Below are 23,240 nucleotides of genomic sequence, written 5' to 3'. Positions count from 1 at the left end.
GGAGCGAGCTTGCTCGCGAAGGCGTCGTGTCAGCCAACATTTCTGTCAACTGTTACACCGCTTTCGCGAGCAAGCTCGCTCCCACAGGGGTCAGGCGTTGTTGGTACTTTTATTTGGTCCAGTCAGCCACGCGATCCGGGTGCTTGGCGACCCAATCCTTGGCCGCCGCTTCAGGCTTGGCGCCGTCCTGGATGGCCAGCATGACTTCGCCGATCTCGTCTTTCGACGCCCACTGGAAGTTTTTCAGGAACTTGGCGACTTCCGGAGCCTTGGTCGCGAGCTCTTTGCTGCCGATGCTGTTCACGGTTTCAGCCGCGCCATACACGCCTTTCGGGTCGTCGAGGAAGCGCAGTTTCCACTTGGCGAACATCCAGTGCGGCACCCAACCGGTGACGGCAATCGATTCGTTCTTCTTCTCCGCACGGGTCAGCTCGGCAATCATGCCGGCGCCGGAACTGGCCTTGAGCGTATATTTGTCCAGGCCGTAATCCTTGATCGCCTGATCGGTTTTGAGCATCACGCCTGAACCGGCGTCGATGCCGACGATGCGGTTCTTGAAGGAGTCATCGGTCTTGAGGTCTTCGATCGATTTCGCCTTGACGTACTCCGGCACGATCAGGCCGATTTTCGCGTCCTTGAAGTTCGGGCCGTAATCGACGACCAGATCCTTGTTCTTCGTCCAGTACTCGCCGTGGGTCACCGGCAGCCATGCCGAGAGCATCGCGTCGAGTTTGCCGGTGGCCACGCCCTGCCACATGATCCCGGTGGCGACGGCTTGCAGCTTCACGTCGTAGCCGAGTTTCTGCTTGATCACCTCGGCCGCTACGTGAGTGGTCGCGACGCTGTCGGACCAGCCGTCAACGTAACCGATGTTCAGGGTCTGTTTTTCAGCGCTGGCGAATGTGGAACTCATCGCAAGTACCAGAGCGGCACCTGCGCCTAAAAGTCGTCGCATCTTCATCGTTTACTTCCCCGAAATGCTGCGCCCGACGGATGCCGGGCATCGTCAACGTATTGTTATGGTGCACAGCGCCCCCATCACGCCTGACCGCAAACTCGCTCGAATGCCAGTGGAGTACTGACGCTTTCGATCATCGGCCTGACGCCCGCAGCGACCTGCTCTGTCAGCGACCTCAATACAGCGAGAAACGACATCAGAAGGCCATTAATCGCCTCTGAATAATTGGCGCCAGACAATCCGCCCGAACTTTGCATGTGCAAATCATGCAGGCCACCAACCCGCGGATAAATGCAGGTAACATGCGTCGCTTTGCAGCCACTCGGCCTGACCATGTCCGCGACTTCCCGCTTCCCGTTTGTTCCTTATCTCTTCGCCTGCCTGCTCGGCCTGTTTGCCCTTGGCGGCTTCTGGTACGGCCTCGGCAAACCGGTGATCCTGCCGGACGCCGCGACCCCGACGCACAAGTTGCAATGCGCCTCCTACACGCCATTCGACAAGGACCAGTCGCCGTTCGACGTGCCGTTCAAGCTGCGCCCGGAGCGCATGGACGCCGACCTCGCCCTGCTGGCGACGCGCTTCGAATGCATCCGCACCTACTCGATGACCGGCCTCGAAGCCCTGCCGCAACTGGCGCGCAAGCACGGTCTGAAGTTGATGATCGGCGCCTGGGTCAACAGCAACCCGGCGGACACCGAGAAAGAAGTCGACCTGCTGATTGCTTCGGCCAACGCCAACCCGGATGTGGTCAGCGCGGTGATCGTCGGCAACGAAGCGCTGCTGCGCAAGGAAGTCACCGGCGCGCAACTGGCCAGACTGATCAACAAGGTCAAAAGCCAGGTCAAGCAACCCGTCACCTATGCCGATGTCTGGGAGTTCTGGCTCAAGCACCCGGAAATTGCGCCGGCAGTTGACTTCCTGACCATTCACTTGCTGCCGTACTGGGAAGATGATCCGTCGAACATCGACGTCGCCCTGCAACATGTGGCGGATGTGCGTCAGGTGTTCGGCAACAAGTTCGCGCCCAAGGACGTGATGATCGGCGAGACCGGCTGGCCCAGCGAAGGTCGCCAGCGCGAGACCGCCCTGCCGAGCCGGGTCAACGAGGCCAAGTTCATTCGTGGCTTTGTCGCGATGGCCGAGAAGGAAGGCTGGCATTACAACCTGATCGAGGCGTTCGACCAGCCATGGAAACGTGGCAGCGAAGGTGCGGTGGGCGGCTATTGGGGCCTGTTTGATGCCGACCGCCAGGACAAGGGCGTGCTCGCCGGACCGGTGACCAACGTGCCGTACTGGAAGGAATGGCTGGGCGTCGGCGGGCTGATTTTCCTCGGCACGCTGCTACTCGGCGGCCGGGTTCGCACCACGCAATCGGCGTTGGTTCTGCCCCTGCTTGCGGCAGTTGCAGCCTGCTCTATCGGCGCCTGGGGCGATCTGGCGCGAGTGACCACGCGGTTTGCCAGCGAATGGCTGTGGGTCGGCTTGCTGACAGCGTTGAATCTGTTGGTGCTGGCGCATGCCGCGCTGACCTTGAGCAACCGTCAGGGTTGGCGTGAACGGGCGTTCCATCTGCTGGAACGGCGTGCTGGATGGCTGGTTGCCGTGGCCGGCTTTGCGGCGGCGGTGATGATGCTGGAGATGGTGTTCGACGCGCGTTATCGCAGTTTCGCCAGCATGGCGTTCATCCTGCCGGCGCTGGTTTTCGTGTGCCGTCCGGTCAGCGTGCCACGCCGGGAAATCGCCCTGCTGACCTTTATCATCGGCGCCGGCATTGCGCCGCAGCTGTATGAAGAAGGATTGTTGAATCAGCAGGCGTGGGGCTGGGCGCTGGTCAGTGGTTTGATGGTGGCGGCACTTTGGCGCTGCCTGCGGGTTCGCAAAGGCTGATCTCCCGAGGCCAGTCTGGCCCGTTCGCGAGCAAGCCCGCTCCCACATTTAATCGGGTTCCTCCAGTTGGAATGCAATCGAATGTGGGAGCGGGCTTGCTCGCGAAGGCTGACTCTTAGGCGCTACGGGATTCCCGGACCAACCGCAACCCGGCAATCACCAGCGCAAACACCGCCAGCGTCGTGTTGTACAACGCCAGCGCCGGCAACCCGAACACCAGCGCCAGCACCGCCAGCCACCACCCTGCCCGCCCGGGCAACACAAAACCCAGCAGCGCCGCACCCAGCGCGGTCCAGCCCAACACCTTGAAGTGGATCATCAGCCCCAGGTTCGAACGCACCGAGCATTCCCAACGGCTCGCTTCATCGACGCAGATGCCAACCCACTGTCCGTCCTCCATGAAGCCATAACGCGCGCCATAACTGGCGGCCAGCCACAGCGGCAACAGCACGAGCAACAGAATCACGGGCAAGCGGCGGGACATGAATCTCTCCAATCAACGAAATCGGCGGCCAGCTTAATCTGCCCGCACGCATTGGCAAGCACTAACAACTGTTAACTGGTCATCCGCGCCTTGCAAAGTGTATCGTCCAGCTACTATTACTCCGAATTCTGCCTGTTTGGTGCCGAGGCATGGCACTTTGGCGCAAGCCCGGTGGTCATAGCCTGCGAACTTCATTCGGCACCTTCCTTTAAGGGATCCAGTCATGCTCCGTTCCTTGCGCTTCGCCGCGCTGTTCAGCGGCCTTATTCTGAGTGCGTCCGCACTGGCGGTGGATATCGATGCCGCCAGTTATGGCTATCCCCTGACCAACCCGTTCGAGGCGACCATCGCCACCACGCCACCGGACCTGCGCCCGGAGTTGCCGTCGAACGACGAGATCAATCAGTCCGACCACAGCATCACCCTGCGCCCGGAACGGGCCTTCATCCTCCCGGACAATTTCTGGGCGGTGAAAAAACTCACCTACCGCATCGCCGAGCAGGACAAACCGGCGCCGCTGATCTTCCTGATCGCCGGCACCGGTGCGCGCTATGACAGCACGCTCAACGAATACCTGAAGAAGCTCTACTACAAGGCCGGCTACCACGTTGTGCAGTTGTCGTCGCCCACCAGCTTCGACTTCATCAGCGCCGCTTCACGCTTCGCCACCCCGGGCATCACCAAGGAAGACGCCGAAGACATGTACCGGGTGATGCAGGCCGTGCGTGCGCAGCATCCGAAACTGCCGGTCACCGAGTACTACCTCAGCGGCTACAGCCTCGGCGCGCTGGATGCCGCGTTCGTCGCGCATCTGGACGAGACCCGACGCAGCTTCAACTTCAAGAAAGTCCTGCTGCTCAACCCGCCGGTCAACCTCTACACCTCGATCAGCAACCTCGACAAGCTGGTACAGACCGAGGTGAAGGGCATCAACAACAGCACCACCTTCTATGAACTGGTGCTGAACAAGCTGACCCGCTACTTCCAGCAGAAAGGCTACATCGACCTCAATGACGCCCTGCTCTACGACTTCCAGCAGTCGAAGCAGCACCTGACCAACGAACAGATGGCGATGCTGATTGGCACTTCGTTCCGTTTCTCGGCGGCCGACATTGCCTTCACCTCCGACCTGATCAACCGTCGTGGCCTGATCACCCCGCCGAAATTCCCGATCACCGAAGGCACCAGCCTCACGCCGTTCCTCAAGCGCGCGCTGCAATGCGACTTCGACTGCTACCTGACCGAACAAGTGATCCCGATGTGGCGCGCGCGCACTGACGGCGGCAGCCTGCTGCAACTGATCGATCAGGTCAGCCTGTACGCACTCAAGGATTACCTGCACGACAGCCCGAAAATCGCCGTCATGCACAATGCTGATGACGTGATCCTCGGCCCTGGCGACCTCGGTTTCCTGCGCAAGACCTTTGGCGATCGCCTGACCGTTTACCCACTGGGCGGCCATTGCGGCAACCTTAACTACCGCGTCAACAGCGACGCCATGCTGGAGTTTTTCCGTGGCTAAATATCTCCTGCTGATTGCAGCGCTCCTCAGTGCAGGCGTGGCCCAGGCCGACAACAGCAAAGCCAACGCGCCGGTGGTGGTCGACAGCGATGGCTTCAAGGAGCCGCTGTCCAAACTCAAGTTCAACCCGGGTCTGGACCAGCGTGAGTTCGAGCGCTCGACGCTCAACGCACTCAACGTCTATGACCCGCTGGAGTCGTGGAACCGCCGCGTCTACCACTTCAACTACCGCTTCGACCAATGGGTGTTCCTGCCGGTGGTCGACGGCTATCGCTACGTGACGCCAAGCTTCCTGCGCACCGGGGTGAGCAACTTCTTCAACAACCTTGGCGACGTGCCGAACCTGGTCAACAGCCTGCTGCAGTTCAAGGGCAAGCGCTCGATGGAAACCACCGCGCGCCTGTTGCTCAACACCACTATCGGCATTGCCGGTCTGTGGGACCCGGCCACTGCCATGGGCCTGCCGCGCCAGAGCGAAGACTTCGGTCAGACCCTGGGCTTCTACGGCGTACCGGGCGGTGCCTACTTCGTGTTGCCGATCCTCGGCCCGTCGAACATTCGCGACACCGCCGGCCTCGCCGTGGACTACACCGCCGAATCGGCAATCAACTACCTGAATGTGTCGGAAGTCAGCTCCAACCACCCGGAAATCTGGTCCCTGCGCGCGGTCGACAAGCGCTACCAGACCAACTTCCGCTACGGCCAGATGAACTCGCCGTTCGAGTACGAGAAAGTGCGTTACGTCTACACCGAGTCGCGCAAGTTGCAGATTGCCGAGTAACCTCAGCGACAACAAAAAAGGGCCATTCGATGCGAGTCGAATGGCCCTTTTTCATGGCACAACCTGGATCAAACTGTGGGAGCGGGCTTGCTCGCGAATGCGGTGAATCAGCCAGCATATTCTTCGACTGACACACCGCATTCGCGAGCAAGCCCGCTCCCACAGGAGTGATGTGTTTATCCTTTGATCGCGCGCCAGATCTTGCCGACCACCGAAACCACCGCCAGCACTGCCGCGCCCGCGATGATCCCCGCCACGCCATTGAGCAGCACAGGGACTGCGAACCCGGCGCTACCGGCCGCCACACCGACACTTTCAATCCAGTGATGCAGCACAGGAACGCCGTGGGTAAGGATGCCGCCACCGACGAGGAACATCGCCGCCGTGCCGATCACCGACAGGCCTTTCATCATGTACGGGGCGGCGCGCAGGATTGCATTGCCGATGTTTTTTGCTGCCGCACCCGATTTCTGGGTCAGCCACAGGCCTAGATCGTCGAGTTTGACGATGCCGGCCACCAGGCCATAAACCCCCACGGTCATGACGATGGCGATGCCCGACATGACGATCACTTGCTGGGTCAGCGAAGCGTCGGCCACGGTGCCAAGTGTGATGGCGATGATTTCCGCCGAGAGGATGAAGTCAGTGCGGATCGCGCCTTTGATCTTGTCCTTCTCGTAAGCCACCAGATCGGTGGTCGGCTCGGCCACCGCCGCGCTCAATTGCGCGTGGTCGGCATCATCTTCGGCCTTGCTGTGCAGGAACTTGTGCGCGAGCTTCTCGAAACCTTCGAAACACAGGTACGCGCCGCCGACCATCAACAGCGGCGTCACCAGCCACGGCACGAACGCACTGATCGCCAGGGCCGAGGGCACCAGGATCAGCTTGTTGAGAAACGAGCCCTTGGCGACCGCCCAGACCACCGGAATTTCCCGCTCGGCGCGCACGCCGGAGACTTGCTGGGCATTGAGCGCCAAGTCATCGCCGAGTACGCCGGCGGTCTTCTTCGCGGCCATTTTGCTCATCAACGCCACATCATCCAGAACGGTGGCAATATCGTCGATCAGCACCAGCAAACTGCTTCCTGCCATGAATCTTGTTTCCTTATGTGAATAATGCCGCGCAGCATACCGCGACTGCGGGCCACACGGGGCATTCTTGAGCCATGCGCGAGGCCGGTGCTACCATGCGCAACCGCCAGAACAGGCAAGGAACCACCGGGTTTATGAGCACAATCCGCGAGCGCAACAAAGAACTGATCCTGCGTGCCGCCAGTGAGGAATTTGCCGACAAGGGCTTCGCTGCGACCAAAACCAGCGACATCGCCGCCAAGGCAGGATTGCCCAAGCCCAACGTTTATTACTACTTCAAATCCAAGGAAAACCTCTACCGCGAGGTCCTGGAAAGCATCATCGTGCCGATCCTGCAGGCTTCGACCCCGTTCAACCCGGACGGCGTACCGAGCGAAGTGCTCAGCGGCTACATCCGCTCGAAGATCCGCATCTCCCGCGACCTGCCCTTCGCCTCCAAAGTGTTCGCCAGCGAAATCATGCACGGCGCCCCGCACCTGAGCGCCGACCTGGTCGAGCAGCTCAACAGCCAGGCCAAGCACAACATCGACTGCATCCAGAGCTGGATCGACCGCGGCCAGATCGCCCCGATCGACCCCAACCACCTGATGTTCAGCATCTGGGCCGCGACCCAGACCTACGCCGACTTCGACTGGCAGATCTCTGCTGTAACCGGCAAGGACAAGCTGGACGAGGCGGATTATGAAGCGGCGGCGCAAACGATTATCCGGTTGGTGTTGAAGGGGTGTGAGCCGGACTGATAGACCGCGGTGACTGCTTCGCGAGCAAGCTCGCTCCCACAGGGAAACGCATTCCAAATGTAGGAGTGAGCCTGCTCGCGATCGAGGCGACACGGTTTCGGCTCAAACCCAAATCGCATCCCACAGCGGATAGTCTCCAAGCCTCTCCACCAGTCCAGCCCGCAATGGGTTGGCGACGACATACCTTGCCATCTTCACTAAATCCTCCTCCCGCCGCAGTGCCCGGTCATGAAACCCTCTTTGCCAGAGGCCAACATTTCTACCGGTAGCCTGATTCACCGCTTTGGTACTTAGCGACTTGGTCTTTTGCATCAGTTCGCTCAAAGACCCGCTCTGCAATTCGATTAACCAATGAAAATGATCTGGCATTACCACCCACGCCAGTGAGTTCGCCAAGCCGAGATCTTGTGCACGCCGAAATTGATGAACCACCAATCGGCCCAAAGCAAAATCGGCAAAGATCGGTTTGCGATCAAGAGTGTTGGTCGTCAGTAGGTAGATTCGATTGGGCTCGGCATAGCGACCGGCTCGCAATCGGTGTGCAGCGGGTAGATCAGGCATTCCTTTGCCTCCCATGATCAGCTCATGAGAAGACTAGTTCTGCGTGCTCAAGTTGATGGTACAGACTCTTGGCTGGATGTTTCTGGGAGAGAGCTATCGCGAGCAGGCTCACTCCTACAGGGGTTTGTGGTGTTCAGACATTTTGTGTCCAACCAGGATCCCTTGTAGGAGTGAGCCTGCTCGCGATAGCGGTTAATCAATCAACGCAGATTCAAGCAGCCACCCCCGCATCCGCCCTCAAATCCAGCGCCTCTACCGCTTTGATCGCCACCTGCTCATCAATATCCGACAGATCGCCGCTAATCCCAATCGCCCCCAGCACATTCCCCGCCTGATCACGGATCAACACCCCGCCCGGGGCCGGGACGACACTGCCCTGGCCCATGCTGTTGAGTGCGGCGATGAAGGCCGGGCGTTGTTGGGCGTCCAGCGCCAGCAGGCGTGAGCCCTTGCCCAGGGCGATGGCGCCCCAGGCTTTGCCGATGGCGATGTTCGGGCGCAGCAGGCTGGCGCCGTCTTCGCGTTGCAGGGTGATCAGGTGGCCGCCGGTATCGAGTACCGCGATGGTCAGCGGCGCGGCGTTGATCCCGCGCCCGGTGCTGATGGCTTCGTTGACCAGGTTGACTGCGACTTTCAAGGTTAAAGCGCTCATGGTGCCGTCCTCATTTTGTTATTGGGAAAGTCGTGGGGCTGCGCTCAAGTGCCGCAGACCGATGCCACAAATAGAACACAATGAATTATTTTTTTGTATACAATAATTCTCGAAAGGCGCCACATGCGACGAAAAGCCACAGCAAAACCGGCTTCCGACAAATGAAACAGACGCTTGAGAAAATGGATTGACCTGCGCCGTCCGCCGTGAATACACTCTGCGCAAAGCCACTTGTATACAATTACAAAACGTAAAGAGGCACAAAACCATGAGCAAAATGAGAGCAATCGAAGCCGCCGTTCTGGTGATGCGCCGTGAAGGGGTTGATACCGCTTTTGGCATTCCGGGTGCTGCGATCAACCCGCTGTACTCCGCCCTGCAAAAAGTCGGTGGCATCGATCACGTCCTCGCTCGTCACGTCGAAGGCGCGTCACACATGGCCGAGGGTTACACCCGCACCAAGGCCGGCAACATCGGCGTGTGCATCGGTACGTCCGGCCCGGCCGGTACCGACATGGTCACCGGGCTCTACAGCGCCTCGGCCGACTCGATTCCGATCCTCTGCATCACCGGCCAGGCACCCCGCGCCCGTATGCACAAGGAAGACTTCCAGGCAGTCGACATCACCAGCATCGTCAAGCCCGTCACCAAGTGGGCGACCACGGTTCTGGAGCCGGGCCAGGTGCCTTACGCATTCCAGAAAGCCTTTTACGAAATGCGTTCCGGCCGTCCAGGCCCGGTGCTGATCGACCTGCCGTTCGACGTGCAGATGGCTGAAATCGAATTCGACATCGACGCCTACCAGCCATTGCCGCTGGCCAAGCCAACCGCGACCCGCATTCAGGTCGAGAAGGCTCTGGCCCTGCTTGATCAAGCCGAGCGTCCATTGCTGGTGGCCGGTGGCGGCATCATCAACGCCGACGCCAGCGATCTGCTGGTGGAGTTCGCCGAGCTGACCGGTATTCCGGTGATCCCGACCCTGATGGGCTGGGGCACCATTCCCGATGATCACCCGCTGATGGTCGGCATGGTCGGTCTGCAGACCTCGCACCGTTACGGCAACGCCACGTTGCTGAAATCCGACGTAGTGCTGGGCATCGGTAACCGTTGGGCCAACCGTCACACCGGTTCGGTCGACGTCTACACCGAAGGCCGCAAGTTCATTCACGTTGACATCGAAGGCACGCAGATCGGCCGCGTGTTCACTCCGGATCTGGGCATCGTCTCCGACGCCGCTGCCGCGCTGACCGTGTTCATCGAAGTCGCCCGTGAATGGCAAGCCGCCGGCAAGCTGAAAAACCGTAGCGCCTGGCTGCAGGATTGCCAGCAACGCAAAGCCAGCCTGCACCGCAAGACTCACTTCGACAACGTGCCGGTCAAGCCGCAACGCGTTTACGAAGAAATGAACCAGGTGTTCGGCAAGGACACCTGCTACGTCAGCACCATTGGTCTGTCGCAGATTGCCGGCGCGCAGTTCCTGCACGTCTACAAGCCGCGTCACTGGATCAACTGCGGTCAGGCCGGCCCGTTGGGCTGGACCATTCCGGCAGCGCTGGGCGTGGTCAAGGCCGATCCGAGCCGGAAAGTCGTGGCCCTGTCGGGGGACTATGACTTCCAGTTCATGATCGAGGAGCTGGCGGTCGGCGCTCAGTTCAAACTGCCTTACATCCACGTCGTGGTGAACAACTCGTACCTGGGGCTGATCCGTCAGGCCCAGCGCGGGTTCGAAATGGACTACTGCGTGCAGCTGTCCTTCGATAACCTGAACGCGCCGGAACTCAACGGTTACGGTGTCGACCACATCGCAGTCGCCGAAGGCCTCGGCTGTAAAGCCCTGCGGGTGTTCGAACCATCGGAAATCGCCCCTGCCCTGCGCAAGGCCGAACAGATGATCGAAGAGTTCAAGGTACCGGTGATTGTCGAGATCATCCTGGAGCGTGTGACCAACATCTCCATGGGCACCGAGATCAACGCCGTCAACGAATTCGAAGACCTGGCACTGGTCGGCAACGACGCGCCAACGGCGATTTCGTTGCTCGACTGAACGTAACTGGCTCCCTCTCCCTCCGGGAGAGGGCTGGGGTGAGGGAGCGATTTTGTGTCGTTCGGGGAATTTGGGGCCAACCCTGATTCCCCCCTCACCCTAACCCTCTCCCCCTGGAGAGGGGACTGATTGGGTTTAGTCTGACCACCCGCGTCAAAACCGTTTTAGGAGACCACCATGCCGCGTTTCGCTGCCAACCTGTCCATGCTGTTCACCGAACAGGATTTCCTTGCCCGTTTCGACGCCGCCGCCAAGGCCGGTTTCAGTGGCGTGGAATACCTGTTCCCGTACGACTTCAGCTCCGCCGAAATCAAGGCAAAGCTCGATGCCAACGGTCTGACCCAAGTGCTGTTCAACCTGCCGGCCGGTGACTGGGCCAAGGGCGAGCGCGGTATCGCGTGTCTGCCGGATCGCGTTGAAGAGTTCCGCGCCGGGGTCGATCTGGCGATTGCCTACGCGCAAGTGCTGGGCAACACCCAGGTCAACTGCCTGGCCGGTATTCGTCCGCAAGGCGTGGACGATGCCACCGTGGAAAAAACCTTCGTCGCCAACCTCAAATATGCAGCCGACAAGCTGCAGGCGGCGGGTATCAAACTGGTGATGGAAGCGATCAACACCCGCGACATCCCGGGTTTCTACCTGAACAACACGGCGCAAGCCCTGTCGATTCGCGAGCAGGTCGGCAGCGCCAATCTGTTCCTGCAATACGACATCTATCACATGCAAATCATGGAAGGCGATCTGGCCCGCACCCTGCAATCGCACCTGGGCGAGATCAACCACGTGCAGCTCGCGGACAACCCGGGGCGCAACGAGCCGGGCACCGGTGAGATCAACTACCGCTTCCTGTTCGAACACCTGGATCGCATCGGTTATCAGGGTTGGGTTGGCTGCGAATACAAGCCGCTGACCACCACCGAGGCCGGTCTCGGCTGGCTCAAGAGCCACAACGCAATTTAAGAGCACTGCAAAACCCTTGTGGGAGCGGGCTTGCTCGCGAATGCGGTGGTTCAGTCAACACGGATATTGAATGTTCCACCGCATTCGCGAGCAAGCCCGCTCCCACCCAAGGCAACACCCCCTATTTCGCTTGAGCAAGACAAAAACAAGAGGATTTTCTCATGGCTAAAATCGGATTTATCGGCACCGGCATCATGGGCCACCCAATGGCTTCGAACCTGCAGAAAGCCGGTCACAGCCTGTTCCTGTCGGCGCACCACGACGCCGCTCCAGCCGACCTGGTGGCCGCTGGCGCGGTCGCCCTGGCCAACCCGCGCGAAGTGGCGCAGGAAGCTGAATTCATCATCGTCATGGTCCCGGACACCCCACAGGTCGACGACGTGCTGTTCCGCGCCGACGGCGTTGCTGCCGGCATCGGCAAAGGCAAAGTCGTGATCGACATGAGCTCGATCTCGCCGACCGCCACCAAGGCCTTCGCCAAGAAGATCAACGAGAAAGGCGCGCAATACCTCGACGCCCCGGTATCCGGTGGTGAAGTCGGCGCCAAGGCTGCGACCCTGAGCATCATGGTCGGTGGCGACGCCGATGCCTTCGAACGCGCCCTGCCGCTGTTCCAGGCCATGGGCAAGAACATCACCCTAGTCGGCGGCAATGGTGACGGTCAGACCGCCAAAGTGGCCAACCAGATCATCGTCGCGCTGAACATCCAGGCCGTGGCTGAAGCGCTGCTGTTCGCCTCGAAAAACGGCGCCGATCCAGCCAAGGTGCGTGAAGCGCTGATGGGCGGTTTCGCTTCGTCGAAGATCCTCGAAGTGCACGGCGAGCGCATGATCAAAGGCACCTTCGATCCGGGCTTCCGTATCAGCCTGCACCAGAAGGACCTGAACCTGGCCCTGCAAGGCGCCAAGGAGCTGAACATCAATCTGCCGAACACCGCCAACGCCCAGCAAGTGTTCAGCACCTGCGCGGCCATCGGTGGCAGCAACTGGGACCACTCGGCGCTGATCAAGGGTCTGGAACACATGGCCAACTTCTCGATTCGCGACAAAAAATAAAGCCTTTGCCCCACTTTCCATGTGGGAGCGGGCTTGCTCGCGAAGAGGGCGTTTCAGTCGACATGGAGATTGACTGACCCACCGCCTTCGCGAGCAAGCCCGCTCCCACAATGGATCCGAGTTGCCCTTTCGAATAACAAGAATTCCGGGAGCCCGCCATGTCGGTCGATCCGCAACAACTGCTGCGCGAGCTGTTTGCCACAGCCATCGACGCGGCCCATCCGAACCAAGTCCTCGAAGCCCATCTGCCTGCCGATCGCACGGGTCGGGTGATCGTCATCGGTGCCGGCAAAGCCGCAGCTGCCATGGCGCAGGTGGTCGAGCGCTGCTGGCAGGGTGAAGTATCCGGTCTGGTGGTGACCCGTTACGGTCACGGCGCTCCGTGCGAAAAAATCGAAGTGGTCGAAGCCGCGCATCCGGTACCGGACGCTGCCGGTCTGGCCGTGGCCAAACGCGTGCTGGAACTGGTCAGCAATCTGACTGAAGACGACCGCGTGATCTTCCTGCTCTCCGGCGGCGGTTCTGCCCTGCTCGCGCTGCCAGCCGAAGGCATCACCCTGGCCGACAAGCAGTCGATCAACAAAGCCCTGCTCAAATCCGGCGCGACCATCGGCGAGATGAACTGCGTGCGCAAGCACCTCTCGGCGATCAAGGGCGGCCGCCTCGGCAAGGCTTGCTGGCCTGCCACCGTCTACACCTACGCAATTTCCGATGTACCGGGCGACCTCGCCACGGTGATCGCTTCCGGCCCGACCGTGGCCGACCCGAGCACTTCGGCCGAAGCGCTGGCGATCCTCAAGCGCTACAACATTGAAGTCCCGGCGACGGTGCGCAACTGGCTGCAAAGCCCGGAATCGGAAACGGTCAAACCCGGTGATCCGAGCCTCGCTCGCAGCCATTTCCAGTTGATCGCCCGCCCGCAGCAATCGCTGGATGCAGCGGCAGTGAAATGCCGCCAGGCCGGTTTCAGCACGCTGATCCTTGGCGACCTCGAAGGTGAATCCCGCGAAGTGGCGAAGGTCCACGCCGGCATCGCCCGGCAGATCATCAATCACGGGCAGCCACTGGCAGCGCCGTGCGTGATTCTGTCCGGCGGCGAAACTACCGTGACCGTGCGCGGCAATGGCCGTGGCGGACGCAACGCCGAATTTCTCCTGAGCCTGACCGACAGCCTCAAGGGCCAGCCCGGCGTTTATGCGCTGGCCGGTGACACCGACGGCATCGACGGCTCGGAAGACAACGCCGGCGCGATCATGACCCCGGACAGCTACGCCCGCGCCGCCGCTCTGGGCCTGAGCGCCAGCGACGAGCTGGATAACAACAACGGTTACGGCTACTTCGAGGCGCTCGATGCGCTGATCGTCACCGAGCCGACCCGCACCAACGTCAACGACTTCCGCGCCATCCTGATCCTTGAGAACTGCAAATCATGACGCCTGATAAAAAGGTCAAAATCCTCGCCACCCTCGGGCCTGCCGTCGATGGCATCGAAGACATCCGTGAACTGGTCGAGGCCGGGGTCAACATCTTCCGCCTGAACTTCAGTCACGGCGATCACGCCGACCACGCCAAGCGCTATCAGTGGATCCGCGAAGTCGAGCGCCAGCTCAACTATCCGCTGGGCATTCTGATGGATTTGCAGGGGCCGAAACTGCGCGTCGGCAAGTTCGCCGACGGCAAGGTACAGCTGCATCGTGGTCAGGCGTTCCGCCTCGATCTGGACGCTACGCCGGGCGATGAACGCCGGGTGAACCTGCCGCACCGGGAGATTATCGCCGCGCTGGAAGCCGGCATGGATCTGCTGCTGGATGACGGCAAACTGCGCCTGCGCGTGGTCAGCAAATACTCCGACGCGATCGACACCACCGTGCTCAACGGTGGCGAACTGTCGGACCGCAAAGGCGTGAACGTGCCGCAGGCGGTGCTCGATTTGAGCCCGCTGACCGCCAAGGATCGCCGCGATCTGAGCTTCGGTCTGGAGCTGGGTGTGGACTGGGTGGCGCTGTCGTTCGTGCAACGTCCGCAAGACATTCTCGAGGCCCGCGAACTGATCGGCGACAAGGCGTTCCTGATGGCGAAAATCGAGAAGCCGTCAGCAGTTGAACAACTGCGCGAAATCGCCGAACTGAGCGACGCGATCATGGTGGCGCGCGGTGACCTCGGTGTCGAAGTGCCGGCGGAAAGCGTGCCGCAGATCCAGAAAAACATCATCACAACCTGCCGCGAACTCGGCAAACCGGTGGTGGTGGCGACGCAGATGCTCGAGTCGATGCGCTTCTCTCCGGCGCCGACCCGCGCTGAAGTCACTGACGTGGCCAACGCTGTGGCCGAAGGTGCGGATGCGGTGATGCTTTCGGCGGAAACCGCATCCGGTGAATACCCGCTGGAAGCGGTGCAGATGATGAGCAAGATCATTCGTCAGGTTGAGAACGGTCCGGACTATCAGACGCAGCTCGACGTCAGCCGACCGAAAGCCGAAGCGACGGTGTCCGATGCGATCAGTTGCGCGATCCGCCGCATCAGCAACGTGCTGCCGGTGGCGGTGCTGGTCAACTACAGCGAATCCGGCGCCTCGACATTACGTGCGGCGCGGGAACGGCCGAAAGCGCCGATCCTCAACCTGACGCCGAACCTGCAGACCGCGCGGCGTTTGAGCGTGGCGTGGGGCATTCACTCGGTGGTCAACGATCGCCTGCGTCAGGTCGATGAAGTGTGTTCGACCGCGCTGGAAATCGCTCAGGCGCAAGGCATGGCCGAGCGTGGCGATACGTTGCTGATCACTGCCGGGGTGCCGTTCGGGCAGCCGGGATCGACTAACTCACTGCGGATCGAAACATTGATCTGACGATTGCGACTGAACCCTGTGGTGAGGGGATTCATCCCCGATTGACTGCGCAGCAGTCACCGCTTTCAAGAGAGTGACGGTTTTCACAGAAAAACCGCACTCCCCGATTGGGGGCCGCTTCGCAGCCCATCGGGGATAAATCCCCTCACCACAGGTAAGCAAGACCTTTTGATTTTCCAACTGCCCAGATTTTTTCAACATGCCTGCCAATCATTTCAACACCCACTGCCCCGACTGGGCCGAGGCTTTGCTCAACGGTTTCAGTCAGATATTCCTTCAGCGCCACCCGCTATGCGGCCTGTTGTGCCTGCTGGCGATCCTGCTCACTGCGCCGGTGCTGTTTGCCGGCGCGCTGCTCGGGGCGGTCGCTGGATTGCTCACTGCACAGCGACGTAACTATGCCAAGGCTGATCGTCAGGCCGGTTTGTTCAGCTACAACGGCGTGCTGCTCGGCTTGTTACTGAGTCTGTATTTCCCCTGGTCACCGCTGCTGCCGCCGCTGATTCTGGCGGCTGGCGGCCTCAGTGCGATGGTCACTCAGCAGTGGCTCAAACACGTGTACCGCAGTCGATCGATACCGGCTTACACCTCGCCATTCGTGGCCATCGGCTGGATCCTGCTGCTGTTCGCCGAGCCATCCGCGCCGACGGCGCACATCGAGATGAACACGCTGAACCTGCTCGCCGCAGGACTGCGTGGATTGGGTCAGGTGATGTTCCTCGAGCATCCGCTGGCCGGCGCATTGATCGGCATTGGCTTGTTGATCGCTGATCGCCGCGCCTTTTGCTGGGCATTGTTCGCGTCAGCCATCGGCCTTGCGTCCAGTCTGTTGCACCACGAAACCGGCGCGGCATTGCTGGGACTGGGCAGTTACAACGCGGTGCTCGCCGCCCTCGCCTTCAGTGCGCAGCGCCAGCAACCGTGGCTGCCGCTGCTGGGCATCGTCCTTGCGCTGCTGGTCACCCCGCTGTTCGCCGCTCTCGGTCTGGCGATGCTGACCGCGCCGTTCATCCTCGCCGGCTGGCTGATCCGCGCCGGGATCCAGATGCTCGGTAAAGCGGCCGTCGACGCCACGCCTTGCGCACAGGGGGACAATCAACCTAGGCTGCGCTGATCTTCAATTCAGGCGTTATCCATGGACAGCAGCAACAGTTGGCGCGAACGGCTTTACGTGATGATTTTCCAGAGCGACACCCTCGCCGGGCGGCGCTTCGACGGCACCTTGCTGTTGATCATCCTTGCCAGCCTGGTGGTGGTGATGCTCGACAGCATCGACAGCATTCACCAGAACTACGCCGATGTGCTGGCCTACATCGAGTGGGGTTTCACCGTCATTTTTCTCGGTGAATACATCCTGCGCCTGTATTGCTCACCGAAACCGTTGCGCTACGCCTTCAGTTTCTACGGACTGGTGGATCTGCTGGCGATCGTGCCGGGGATCCTCGCGCTGTATTACAGCGATGCGCAGTACCTGCTGATCATCCGCATCATTCGGATGCTGCGGATCTTCCGGGTGCTCAAGCTCAGCCCGTACCTCAAGCAAGCCAACTATTTGATGTCGGCGCTGCGTGGCAGCAAGCAGAAGATCGTGGTGTTTCTGGTCAGCGTCTGCACCCTGGTGACGGTGTTCGGCACCCTGATGTACGTGATCGAAGGCCCGGAACATGGCTTCACCAGCATCCCCAAAGGCATCTATTGGGCTATCGTGACGTTGACCACCGTCGGCTTCGGCGACATCGTGCCGAAGACCCCGCTGGGTCAGGTAATTTCTTCGCTGGTGATGATCACCGGTTACTCGATCATCGCCGTGCCCACCGGGATTTTCACTGCAGAACTGGCCAACGCCATGCGCGGCGAACAGCTGCAACATGACTGCCCGGTGTGCAAGAAAAACAGCCATGAACAGAACGCAGCGTTTTGCTCGCGGTGCGGCAGTCAGCTGTTTAAGAAAGTGGAATAAGCACAGAGCTTTTTAATCTTTAAATGACTATGCCAGCCCGGCTATAGTCGCTGGCAAAACGGTATCACCCCCGACCGTTATCACCGACACAACAAGGAATGCGCAGTGAAAAAACTCTTTGGCGCCTCACTTCTCGCCGCCGGTCTTGCCTTTGGCAGCGTGGCTCAAGCCGCACCGACCCTGCTCAACGTCTCGTATGACGTGATGCGCGATTTCTACAAGGATTACAACACTGCGTTCCAGAAACACTGGCAGGCCGAGCACAACGAAAACATCACCGTGCAAATGTCCTTCGGCGGTTCGAGCAAGCAGGCGCGTTCGGTGATCGACGGCCTGCCGGCTGACGTCATCACCATGAACATGGCGACCGACATCAACGCCCTCGCCGACAACGGCAAACTGGTGCCGGAAAACTGGGTCAGCCGCCTGCCGAACAACAGCGCACCGTTCACCTCGGCCACCGTGTTCATCGTCCGCAAAGGCAACCCGAAAGCCCTGAAAGACTGGCCGGACCTGCTCAAGGACGGCGTGCAAGTGATCGTGCCGAACCCGAAAACTTCGGGCAACGGCCGCTACACCTACCTCTCGGCCTGGGGCTACGTGCTGAAAAATGGCGGTGACGAGAACAAGGCCAAGGACTTCGTCGGCAAACTGTTCAAGCAGGCGCCGGTGCTCGATACCGGTGGCCGCGCCGCGACCACCACGTTCATGACCAACCAGATCGGCGACGTGCTGGTGACCTTCGAGAACGAAGCCGAGATGATCGCTCGCGAGTTCGGTCGCGATCAATTCGAAGTGATCTACCCAAGCGTCTCCGCCGAGGCCGAACCACCGGTGTCGGTGGTCGACAAAGTGGTCGACAAAAAAGGCACCCGCGCCGCCGCCGATGAATACCTGAAATATCTGTGGTCGCCAGAAGGTCAGGAAATCGCCGCCGCCAACTACCTGCGTCCACGGGATCCGGCAGTGCTGGCGAAGTACACCGACCGTTTCCCGAAAGTCGACTTCCTGTCGGTTGAAAAGACCTTCGGTGACTGGCGTTCGGTGCAGAAGACCCACTTCAATGATGGCGGGATCTTTGATCAGATCTATACCGGCCAGTAAGGCTTGAGCAAAACGAAAAAGGCGACCTGAAAAGGTCGCCTTGCTCCTAATTAAGGGCTAACTCGCGAATGCGACTTAGCCTGCCACCACTCATTAAATTTAGCTGGAGAAAAAACAAACTTCCCACCTCGCTGAAAGACTGACGATGGTGCATATCTGCAAATTAAATAGATTAACTCAGCAATACCCCAAACCTGTACACCCAACTTCTGACACTCATCTTTAGAAGCGGGACTAAGACGGTACGTTGTTACTAGAACCAACTGAAGCGGCGTCAACATCTGAATACCAAACTCCCGCCAATTCCCACTTTCACTTCTTTGAATCAGCCACCCGCCAATCAACTCCCTAATATGAGCAGGATTAATAACCTTTGGATTATCAAAATTGCTATTAATGGCAGCCTTGGAGGATGCGACAATCATTACCTTTTGACCGGCTCTAACCAACCCTCCCCCTACTGTTCCATGCGAAAAAGCTTCCTCAATATCCACGAGATGATTCCAGGCAATCGCATCCACACCTTGGTCTCCAGACCCCTTCGTGGCAGCCCCAAAAAAACAAGCTTCAGATAGAATGGCTGCCGCAACGACCTCGAGATCATGCCCCTTATCAATATTAAGCAGTGCCGCCCTTATATTCTTATGTTTTTTTATACGCTCTAAAAAATCAGAAGGATACGAACTAGACAATTGCACCCTAGAAAGATAAGTACAGAGCCCGGAAATAACACTATTACCATTAACCCCCGAGTAAACTACAAACTCTGCAACCTCACACTTATCTCGCAATATTTGCTCACGCGCGAGAGAAAGATGACTGACTGCAATTGCCACTTCTCCGCCGGGATCAGGATCGGGAAACGCTGCCGCCAACTGCACCGGACTCAGGTTAAGCTCACTTCCGTAAAAACTTTCAACTGAAACTTCTGGTGCATCGATAGCCAATTTTTTTGCTGCTTTAACGACAACGGAAATCTCTGCCTCAGTCAGCGCCATTGTTTACCTCTGACAATGAACCTTGGAGTTGTGACTGCACCTCCGACAAAGCATTGATCACCGCTAACATTCTTGTAACCTGGCCCTTCAATTCTTCGAGTTTTTGTTTAGTTTCAGGCGACTCTATTAAATCATCCGTAGGAGTCCTCTTCAATGTCCTGATGAACATTGCGATTTTCTTGGAAAGCTCTCCTTCTTTCCTCTCCTCAAAAAATATTTCCGCCGACCGAAAGTCACGATCAGCTAAAGCTTCTAATACCGAACTGTCTTCGAGCTTCAACATTTCACGAAGACGACGAACTGCCATCTCTGCCGAAACTTCTGTACCGCCACTATCCTCTTGATCTTCGAGATTATTTGTCTCCACAGCCAGCTTGTTCAATAGATAGTGAAAAAACACATCTTCACTAGCGCTATTAACATAGCTCATGTCTTTTTCAGACCAGCCTAACCACCTAGATATCGCAGGTGCTCTTGCCGCCTCTGAGAATGCGTTATAGGTCAATGTGTGTTTTACTGAAGATCTCTTTTCAAAAGCCAGAAAATCTTTATACAACACGTGCGCTTTCAGATCGCGCAGCACTTCCGATTTTTTACGTCCAAAGCGATCAGCAACCTGTGCCACACTCCAGCCATCTTCAAAAATCAGTCGAGACTGAAATTCATAGCGGCTCGCTGGCTCCCAACTTTTCGCCCCCATCAAATGGCGCATACCGATATATATTTCAGAAGCGCGTCGATACTTCTCAAGTTGCTTCGCGCTACCATCTATAACGGGACCTTCCAAAACAAAACAAGGAAGTGTTCTAAGTGACTCTCTAACTTGTGGACGAAGCTTTTCATGATTTGGCCCTGAGTCATTGAAAAGTCTACGTACCGCGGTAACCCTACGATTCCCCTCAAGCACCAAAAACTTGTCGCCATCGTACTTTGCAACAATTAACCTTTCATGCTTCAAAAAACCGTTATTTTCTATTGAAGTTGCGAGAGACTCTATATCAAAACGTGGCTCTCCATTCACAACCCCATAAAGCTTATCCTGAATAGCTGGCTGACCAAAAAGCTTTACATCCAGGATCTTATAAATATCCCCCACCCGTTCTAAAAGCCTGAGATTGTGCGGATCAAGTAATAATCGCGAGGGTTCAATTTCTTGGGATGATCCTTCGGGCAAATTGAGTGCAGGTCCCTTAAGCTCGGTCTCTTGACCCTTTTCAGAAGGAGAATTCTTTGCTTTTTTCGTTGGTACCGCTTTCGGAGCCATCGAGTAATTTCCCTAATAATTCACTCAAAACACTTTAGTTTTTTTTCGTTTCCTCGCCAACCCCAAGATTCTCGAAAAACCTCATATGTAATAAATGGTTTTCCACCTTGACAAGAAATTCTGCTTAGAAAAGCAAATATTCCTACGCTCTCTCCAACCATTCAGCCACAGTGATACAGGATTTTTCATACGCACGTACGGTAAAACCATGATGAAATTGGAGAAAGCGCCGTTACCCATGGTTCGTTTAAAGCATTCCAATTTACGATCAAATCGACTTCACATCGGTGGTTTCACACCATCCTTGCCCGCCGAGATCGATTGCGCGGTCAGCGTGCCGTCCGCACTTTGCGTGACAAAAGTGACGATCTTCACCCCCACCTTCAGCAAACTCCGATCCCCCGGCATCAGGTTGACGATCGGCACGTCCTCCGGCACCAGGATCTTCTGCTGTCCGCCCTTGTAATTGACCGTCAGCACCCGGCCATTGCTGACCACCAGATCACCGACACTGCCATTGGTCATGCTGCTGCCCTTGGCCAAGTCGAATGGCCGATGACCGTCACCGCTGCCGGCCAGTTCCGGCGGGAATACGTGCACTTCCATTGCCTTGAGGGTGCCATCTTCCTGCGGCATGGCGGCCGAGCCAATGTAGCTGCCGGGTTTGATGTCTTCGATATTCGCCAGCGTGACGGCACGCACCTTGGTGTCCGCAGTCAACCGGATCACCACATTCTCGCCGCTGTTGACGTGGACTTTCAGCGAATCGGCGCTGACCCCGGTGATCTCACCGCGCACGCCGAGACGCATGCCCGGGGCATCGGCGGCCTGCACCGCAGTGGCACTGAGCAGGCCAATCAAGGCAATCGTGGTGGTGTGACGCAGCAGCTGACGCAACATGGCAATCCTCCGTTGATGAACAGTAAAAGCGCAGCGGTAAACATAAGCACGCTATCGAAGAACATGTAAGTGAATGTATCATCGACCCTCCCCGGCTGGACGCAAGGTTCGCCGATGGACGACACCGCCGCTGAAGCCAATCATTCCGCAACGGAATAACTGATATCGATACAAGGCTTCTACCGCCGCGTCGGTGCGTCCCTTAGCCTCACCGCATTCCCTTTCGCTGGATCGAGAAACCTTATGAACGCCACAACTCACGCAATGACCCGAGGCATGGTGCTGCTGTTCGCCTTCTGCTGCGGCGCGATCGTCGCCAACATCTACTACGCGCAACCGATCATCGGCCTGATCGCGCCGGACATCGGTCTTTCCGACACCATGGCCAGCTTCATCGTCTCGCTGACGCAGATCGGTTATGCGCTGGGCCTGTTCTTCCTGGTGCCGCTGGGCGACCTGCTGGAAAACCGCCGGTTGATGATCATCACCACGGTGGTGGCGATTGCCAGCCTGCTCGGCGCGGCGTTCACCAGTCAGCCGAACGTGTTCCTGCTGATCTCGTTGCTGGTGGGCTTCAGTTCGGTGTCGGTGCAGATCCTGATTCCGCTGGCCGCGCATCTGGCGCCGGAAGAATCCCGTGGCCGGGTGGTCGGCGGGATCATGGGCGGCCTGCTGTTGGGCATTCTGCTGGCGCGGCCGGTGTCGAGCGTAGTGGCTGACCATTTCGGCTGGCGTGCGATGTTCATGATTGCCGCGGCGTTGATGGCCGCGATCAGCGTGGTGCTGGCGTTGACCGTGCCCAAGCGTCAACCGGATCACAGCGCTTCCTACGGCCAGTTGCTCGGCTCGCTGTGGACCCTGCTGCGCCAGCAACCGGTGCTGCGTCAGCGGGCGTTTTATCAGGGCTGCATGTTCGCCACCTTCAGCCTGTTCTGGACAGCGGTGCCACTGGAACTGGCGCGCAACCACGGTCTGTCGCAAAGCGAGATTGCGATCTTCGCGCTGGTCGGTGCCATCGGTGCCATCGCCGCGCCGATCAGCGGACGCCTGGCTGACGCCGGCCACACCCGCATCGCTTCGCTGCTGGCCATGCTGTTCGCCAGCCTGAGCTTCCTGCCGGCCTTCATTCACCCGGCCTACAGCGTCATCGGCCTCGCGGTGACCGGCGTGGTACTGGACTTCTGCGTGCAGATGAACATGGTTCTCGGCCAGCGCGCGGTCTACTCGCTGGACGCCAAAAGCCGTGGTCGCCTCAACGCGCTGTACATGACCAGCATCTTCATCGGCGGCGCTTTCGGCTCGTCGGTCGCCAGTGCGGTATATGAGCATGGCGGCTGGTTGTGGATCGTGATTGTCGGTAGCGCGTTCCCGCTGCTGGCGTTGTTGCGGTTCCTGAGTGCGTCGCAGCGTGGTGCTTTGGCAACGGCGTAAGAT

General features: G+C 58.8%; 21 protein-coding genes. 13 read left to right on the top strand and 8 right to left on the bottom strand.

All coding sequences use genetic code 11. The annotated features are described in order from the left end of the window. Window positions 1-109 precede the first annotated feature (109 nt). Window positions 110-961 carry a glycine betaine ABC transporter substrate-binding protein gene (locus E3Z29_RS11095; RefSeq protein WP_096796228.1) on the bottom strand — a complete coding sequence of 284 codons (852 nt, stop codon included), beginning with the start codon at window positions 959-961 and terminating at the stop codon, window positions 110-112. 288 nt (window positions 962-1,249) lie between these two features. On the opposite strand from E3Z29_RS11095, the gene E3Z29_RS11085 reads away from it, so the two are divergent. Next, window positions 1,250-2,845, top strand: coding sequence for a beta (1-6) glucans synthase (locus tag E3Z29_RS11085; protein ID WP_134785773.1), 1,596 nt, complete (start codon window positions 1,250-1,252; stop codon window positions 2,843-2,845). A 115-nt stretch (window positions 2,846-2,960) separates the two neighbouring features. Here E3Z29_RS11085 and E3Z29_RS11080 read toward each other — a convergent pair whose 3' ends face one another. Beyond that, on the bottom strand, window positions 2,961-3,329 hold the full coding sequence (locus E3Z29_RS11080; protein WP_134785772.1) for a hypothetical protein: 369 nt from the start codon (window positions 3,327-3,329) through the stop codon (window positions 2,961-2,963). Between the two features lie 223 nt (window positions 3,330-3,552). On the opposite strand from E3Z29_RS11080, the gene E3Z29_RS11075 reads away from it, so the two are divergent. Together E3Z29_RS11075 and E3Z29_RS11070 are read left to right on the top strand one after the other, a co-directional pair. Then, window positions 3,553-4,851: a serine/threonine protein kinase gene (locus tag E3Z29_RS11075; RefSeq protein WP_027613946.1), complete on the top strand. Its 1,299-nt coding sequence runs from the start codon at window positions 3,553-3,555 to the stop codon at window positions 4,849-4,851. Beyond that, on the top strand, window positions 4,844-5,632 hold the full coding sequence (locus E3Z29_RS11070) for a VacJ family lipoprotein (RefSeq protein WP_134785771.1): 789 nt from the start codon (window positions 4,844-4,846) through the stop codon (window positions 5,630-5,632). The genes E3Z29_RS11075 and E3Z29_RS11070 overlap by 8 nt, the downstream gene beginning before the upstream one ends. A gap of 176 nt (window positions 5,633-5,808) precedes the next feature. On the opposite strand, the gene E3Z29_RS11065 is transcribed toward E3Z29_RS11070, so the two are convergent. Then, entirely contained in the window at window positions 5,809-6,723 is a 915-nt protein-coding gene (locus E3Z29_RS11065) for a DUF808 domain-containing protein (protein WP_098967870.1), read from the bottom strand. A gap of 134 nt (window positions 6,724-6,857) precedes the next feature. Between E3Z29_RS11065 and E3Z29_RS11060 the strand changes: the two genes are divergently transcribed. Then, on the top strand, window positions 6,858-7,463 hold the full coding sequence (locus E3Z29_RS11060; RefSeq protein ID WP_007969638.1) for a TetR/AcrR family transcriptional regulator: 606 nt from the start codon (window positions 6,858-6,860) through the stop codon (window positions 7,461-7,463). Window positions 7,464-7,565: 102 nt separating this feature from the next. Here the strand turns inward: E3Z29_RS11060 and E3Z29_RS11055 are convergent, their stop codons facing one another. Both E3Z29_RS11055 and E3Z29_RS11050 read right to left on the bottom strand, forming a co-directional pair. Further along, on the bottom strand, window positions 7,566-8,024 hold the full coding sequence (locus E3Z29_RS11055) for a transposase (RefSeq protein WP_098968488.1): 459 nt from the start codon (window positions 8,022-8,024) through the stop codon (window positions 7,566-7,568). Between the two features lie 211 nt (window positions 8,025-8,235). After that, window positions 8,236-8,676 (bottom strand): heme-binding protein, encoded by a 441-nt coding sequence (locus tag E3Z29_RS11050; RefSeq protein WP_027613943.1) that lies wholly within the window; start codon window positions 8,674-8,676, stop codon window positions 8,236-8,238. A gap of 268 nt (window positions 8,677-8,944) precedes the next feature. On the opposite strand from E3Z29_RS11050, the gene gcl reads away from it, so the two are divergent. The 8 genes from gcl (at window position 8,945) to E3Z29_RS11005 (ending at window position 18,644) form a co-directional block, all read left to right on the top strand. Further along, the gene (gene gcl, locus E3Z29_RS11045; RefSeq protein WP_003222966.1) at window positions 8,945-10,720 is read left to right on the top strand and encodes a glyoxylate carboligase; all 1,776 of its coding nucleotides are present in this window, start codon (window positions 8,945-8,947) and stop codon (window positions 10,718-10,720) included. Window positions 10,721-10,897: 177 nt separating this feature from the next. Next, window positions 10,898-11,680, top strand: coding sequence for a hydroxypyruvate isomerase (gene hyi / locus E3Z29_RS11040; RefSeq protein WP_134785770.1), 783 nt, complete (start codon window positions 10,898-10,900; stop codon window positions 11,678-11,680). Between the two features lie 161 nt (window positions 11,681-11,841). Beyond that, window positions 11,842-12,735, top strand: a complete 894-nt coding sequence (locus E3Z29_RS11035; protein ID WP_003222962.1) for a 2-hydroxy-3-oxopropionate reductase — start codon at window positions 11,842-11,844, stop codon at window positions 12,733-12,735. A 158-nt stretch (window positions 12,736-12,893) separates the two neighbouring features. Further along, window positions 12,894-14,168, top strand: a complete 1,275-nt coding sequence (locus E3Z29_RS11025; RefSeq protein WP_096796236.1) for a glycerate kinase — start codon at window positions 12,894-12,896, stop codon at window positions 14,166-14,168. Continuing rightward, window positions 14,165-15,580: a pyruvate kinase gene (gene pyk, locus E3Z29_RS11020; protein ID WP_134785769.1), complete on the top strand. Its 1,416-nt coding sequence runs from the start codon at window positions 14,165-14,167 to the stop codon at window positions 15,578-15,580. The genes E3Z29_RS11025 and pyk overlap by 4 nt, the downstream gene beginning before the upstream one ends. A gap of 199 nt (window positions 15,581-15,779) precedes the next feature. After that, window positions 15,780-16,694, top strand: coding sequence for an urea transporter (locus E3Z29_RS11015; protein ID WP_134785768.1), 915 nt, complete (start codon window positions 15,780-15,782; stop codon window positions 16,692-16,694). A 21-nt stretch (window positions 16,695-16,715) separates the two neighbouring features. Next, window positions 16,716-17,540: an ion transporter gene (locus E3Z29_RS11010; RefSeq protein WP_095667160.1), complete on the top strand. Its 825-nt coding sequence runs from the start codon at window positions 16,716-16,718 to the stop codon at window positions 17,538-17,540. Window positions 17,541-17,645: 105 nt separating this feature from the next. Then, window positions 17,646-18,644: a sulfate ABC transporter substrate-binding protein gene (locus tag E3Z29_RS11005; protein ID WP_027613937.1), complete on the top strand. Its 999-nt coding sequence runs from the start codon at window positions 17,646-17,648 to the stop codon at window positions 18,642-18,644. A gap of 50 nt (window positions 18,645-18,694) precedes the next feature. Here the strand turns inward: E3Z29_RS11005 and E3Z29_RS11000 are convergent, their stop codons facing one another. The 3 genes from E3Z29_RS11000 to E3Z29_RS10990 form a co-directional block, all read right to left on the bottom strand. After that, window positions 18,695-19,642, bottom strand: a complete 948-nt coding sequence (locus E3Z29_RS11000; RefSeq protein ID WP_127646222.1) for a hypothetical protein — start codon at window positions 19,640-19,642, stop codon at window positions 18,695-18,697. Beyond that, window positions 19,629-20,906 carry a hypothetical protein gene (locus tag E3Z29_RS10995; RefSeq protein ID WP_134785767.1) on the bottom strand — a complete coding sequence of 426 codons (1,278 nt, stop codon included), beginning with the start codon at window positions 20,904-20,906 and terminating at the stop codon, window positions 19,629-19,631. The genes E3Z29_RS11000 and E3Z29_RS10995 overlap by 14 nt, the downstream gene beginning before the upstream one ends. Window positions 20,907-21,185: 279 nt before the next feature. Continuing rightward, window positions 21,186-21,806, bottom strand: coding sequence for a DUF5666 domain-containing protein (locus tag E3Z29_RS10990; RefSeq protein WP_134785766.1), 621 nt, complete (start codon window positions 21,804-21,806; stop codon window positions 21,186-21,188). Between the two features lie 243 nt (window positions 21,807-22,049). On the opposite strand from E3Z29_RS10990, the gene E3Z29_RS10985 reads away from it, so the two are divergent. Continuing rightward, window positions 22,050-23,237, top strand: coding sequence for an MFS transporter (locus E3Z29_RS10985; RefSeq protein ID WP_096796242.1), 1,188 nt, complete (start codon window positions 22,050-22,052; stop codon window positions 23,235-23,237). The last annotated feature ends 3 nt before the right edge of the window (window positions 23,238-23,240 follow it).

The organism is Pseudomonas sp. S150, assembly GCF_004526365.1.
Classification (GTDB): Bacteria; Pseudomonadota; Gammaproteobacteria; order Pseudomonadales; family Pseudomonadaceae; genus Aquipseudomonas; species Aquipseudomonas putida_A.
Note: the sequence above shows the minus strand (reverse complement) of the source record. Positions and strands in the feature narration are given on the sequence as shown.

What these genes read in the sequence shown, in the direction of transcription:
- E3Z29_RS11095 (WP_096796228.1), bottom strand. Translation starts at nt 961, where the DNA reads ATGAAGATGCGACGACTTTTAGGCGCAGGTGCCGCTCTGGTACTTGCG.
- E3Z29_RS11085 (WP_134785773.1), top strand. Translation starts at nt 1,250, where the DNA reads ATGCAGGTAACATGCGTCGCTTTGCAGCCACTCGGCCTGACCATGTCC.
- E3Z29_RS11080 (WP_134785772.1), bottom strand. Translation starts at nt 3,329, where the DNA reads ATGTCCCGCCGCTTGCCCGTGATTCTGTTGCTCGTGCTGTTGCCGCTG.
- E3Z29_RS11075 (WP_027613946.1), top strand. Translation starts at nt 3,553, where the DNA reads ATGCTCCGTTCCTTGCGCTTCGCCGCGCTGTTCAGCGGCCTTATTCTG.
- E3Z29_RS11065 (WP_098967870.1), bottom strand. Translation starts at nt 6,723, where the DNA reads ATGGCAGGAAGCAGTTTGCTGGTGCTGATCGACGATATTGCCACCGTT.
- E3Z29_RS11060 (WP_007969638.1), top strand. Translation starts at nt 6,858, where the DNA reads ATGAGCACAATCCGCGAGCGCAACAAAGAACTGATCCTGCGTGCCGCC.
- E3Z29_RS11055 (WP_098968488.1), bottom strand. Translation starts at nt 8,024, where the DNA reads ATGCCTGATCTACCCGCTGCACACCGATTGCGAGCCGGTCGCTATGCC.
- E3Z29_RS11050 (WP_027613943.1), bottom strand. Translation starts at nt 8,676, where the DNA reads ATGAGCGCTTTAACCTTGAAAGTCGCAGTCAACCTGGTCAACGAAGCC.
- gcl (WP_003222966.1), top strand. Translation starts at nt 8,945, where the DNA reads ATGAGCAAAATGAGAGCAATCGAAGCCGCCGTTCTGGTGATGCGCCGT.
- hyi (WP_134785770.1), top strand. Translation starts at nt 10,898, where the DNA reads ATGCCGCGTTTCGCTGCCAACCTGTCCATGCTGTTCACCGAACAGGAT.
- E3Z29_RS11035 (WP_003222962.1), top strand. Translation starts at nt 11,842, where the DNA reads ATGGCTAAAATCGGATTTATCGGCACCGGCATCATGGGCCACCCAATG.
- E3Z29_RS11025 (WP_096796236.1), top strand. Translation starts at nt 12,894, where the DNA reads ATGTCGGTCGATCCGCAACAACTGCTGCGCGAGCTGTTTGCCACAGCC.
- pyk (WP_134785769.1), top strand. Translation starts at nt 14,165, where the DNA reads ATGACGCCTGATAAAAAGGTCAAAATCCTCGCCACCCTCGGGCCTGCC.
- E3Z29_RS11015 (WP_134785768.1), top strand. Translation starts at nt 15,780, where the DNA reads ATGCCTGCCAATCATTTCAACACCCACTGCCCCGACTGGGCCGAGGCT.
- E3Z29_RS11010 (WP_095667160.1), top strand. Translation starts at nt 16,716, where the DNA reads ATGGACAGCAGCAACAGTTGGCGCGAACGGCTTTACGTGATGATTTTC.
- E3Z29_RS11000 (WP_127646222.1), bottom strand. Translation starts at nt 19,642, where the DNA reads ATGGCGCTGACTGAGGCAGAGATTTCCGTTGTCGTTAAAGCAGCAAAA.
- E3Z29_RS10995 (WP_134785767.1), bottom strand. Translation starts at nt 20,906, where the DNA reads ATGGCTCCGAAAGCGGTACCAACGAAAAAAGCAAAGAATTCTCCTTCT.
- E3Z29_RS10990 (WP_134785766.1), bottom strand. Translation starts at nt 21,806, where the DNA reads ATGTTGCGTCAGCTGCTGCGTCACACCACCACGATTGCCTTGATTGGC.
- E3Z29_RS10985 (WP_096796242.1), top strand. Translation starts at nt 22,050, where the DNA reads ATGAACGCCACAACTCACGCAATGACCCGAGGCATGGTGCTGCTGTTC.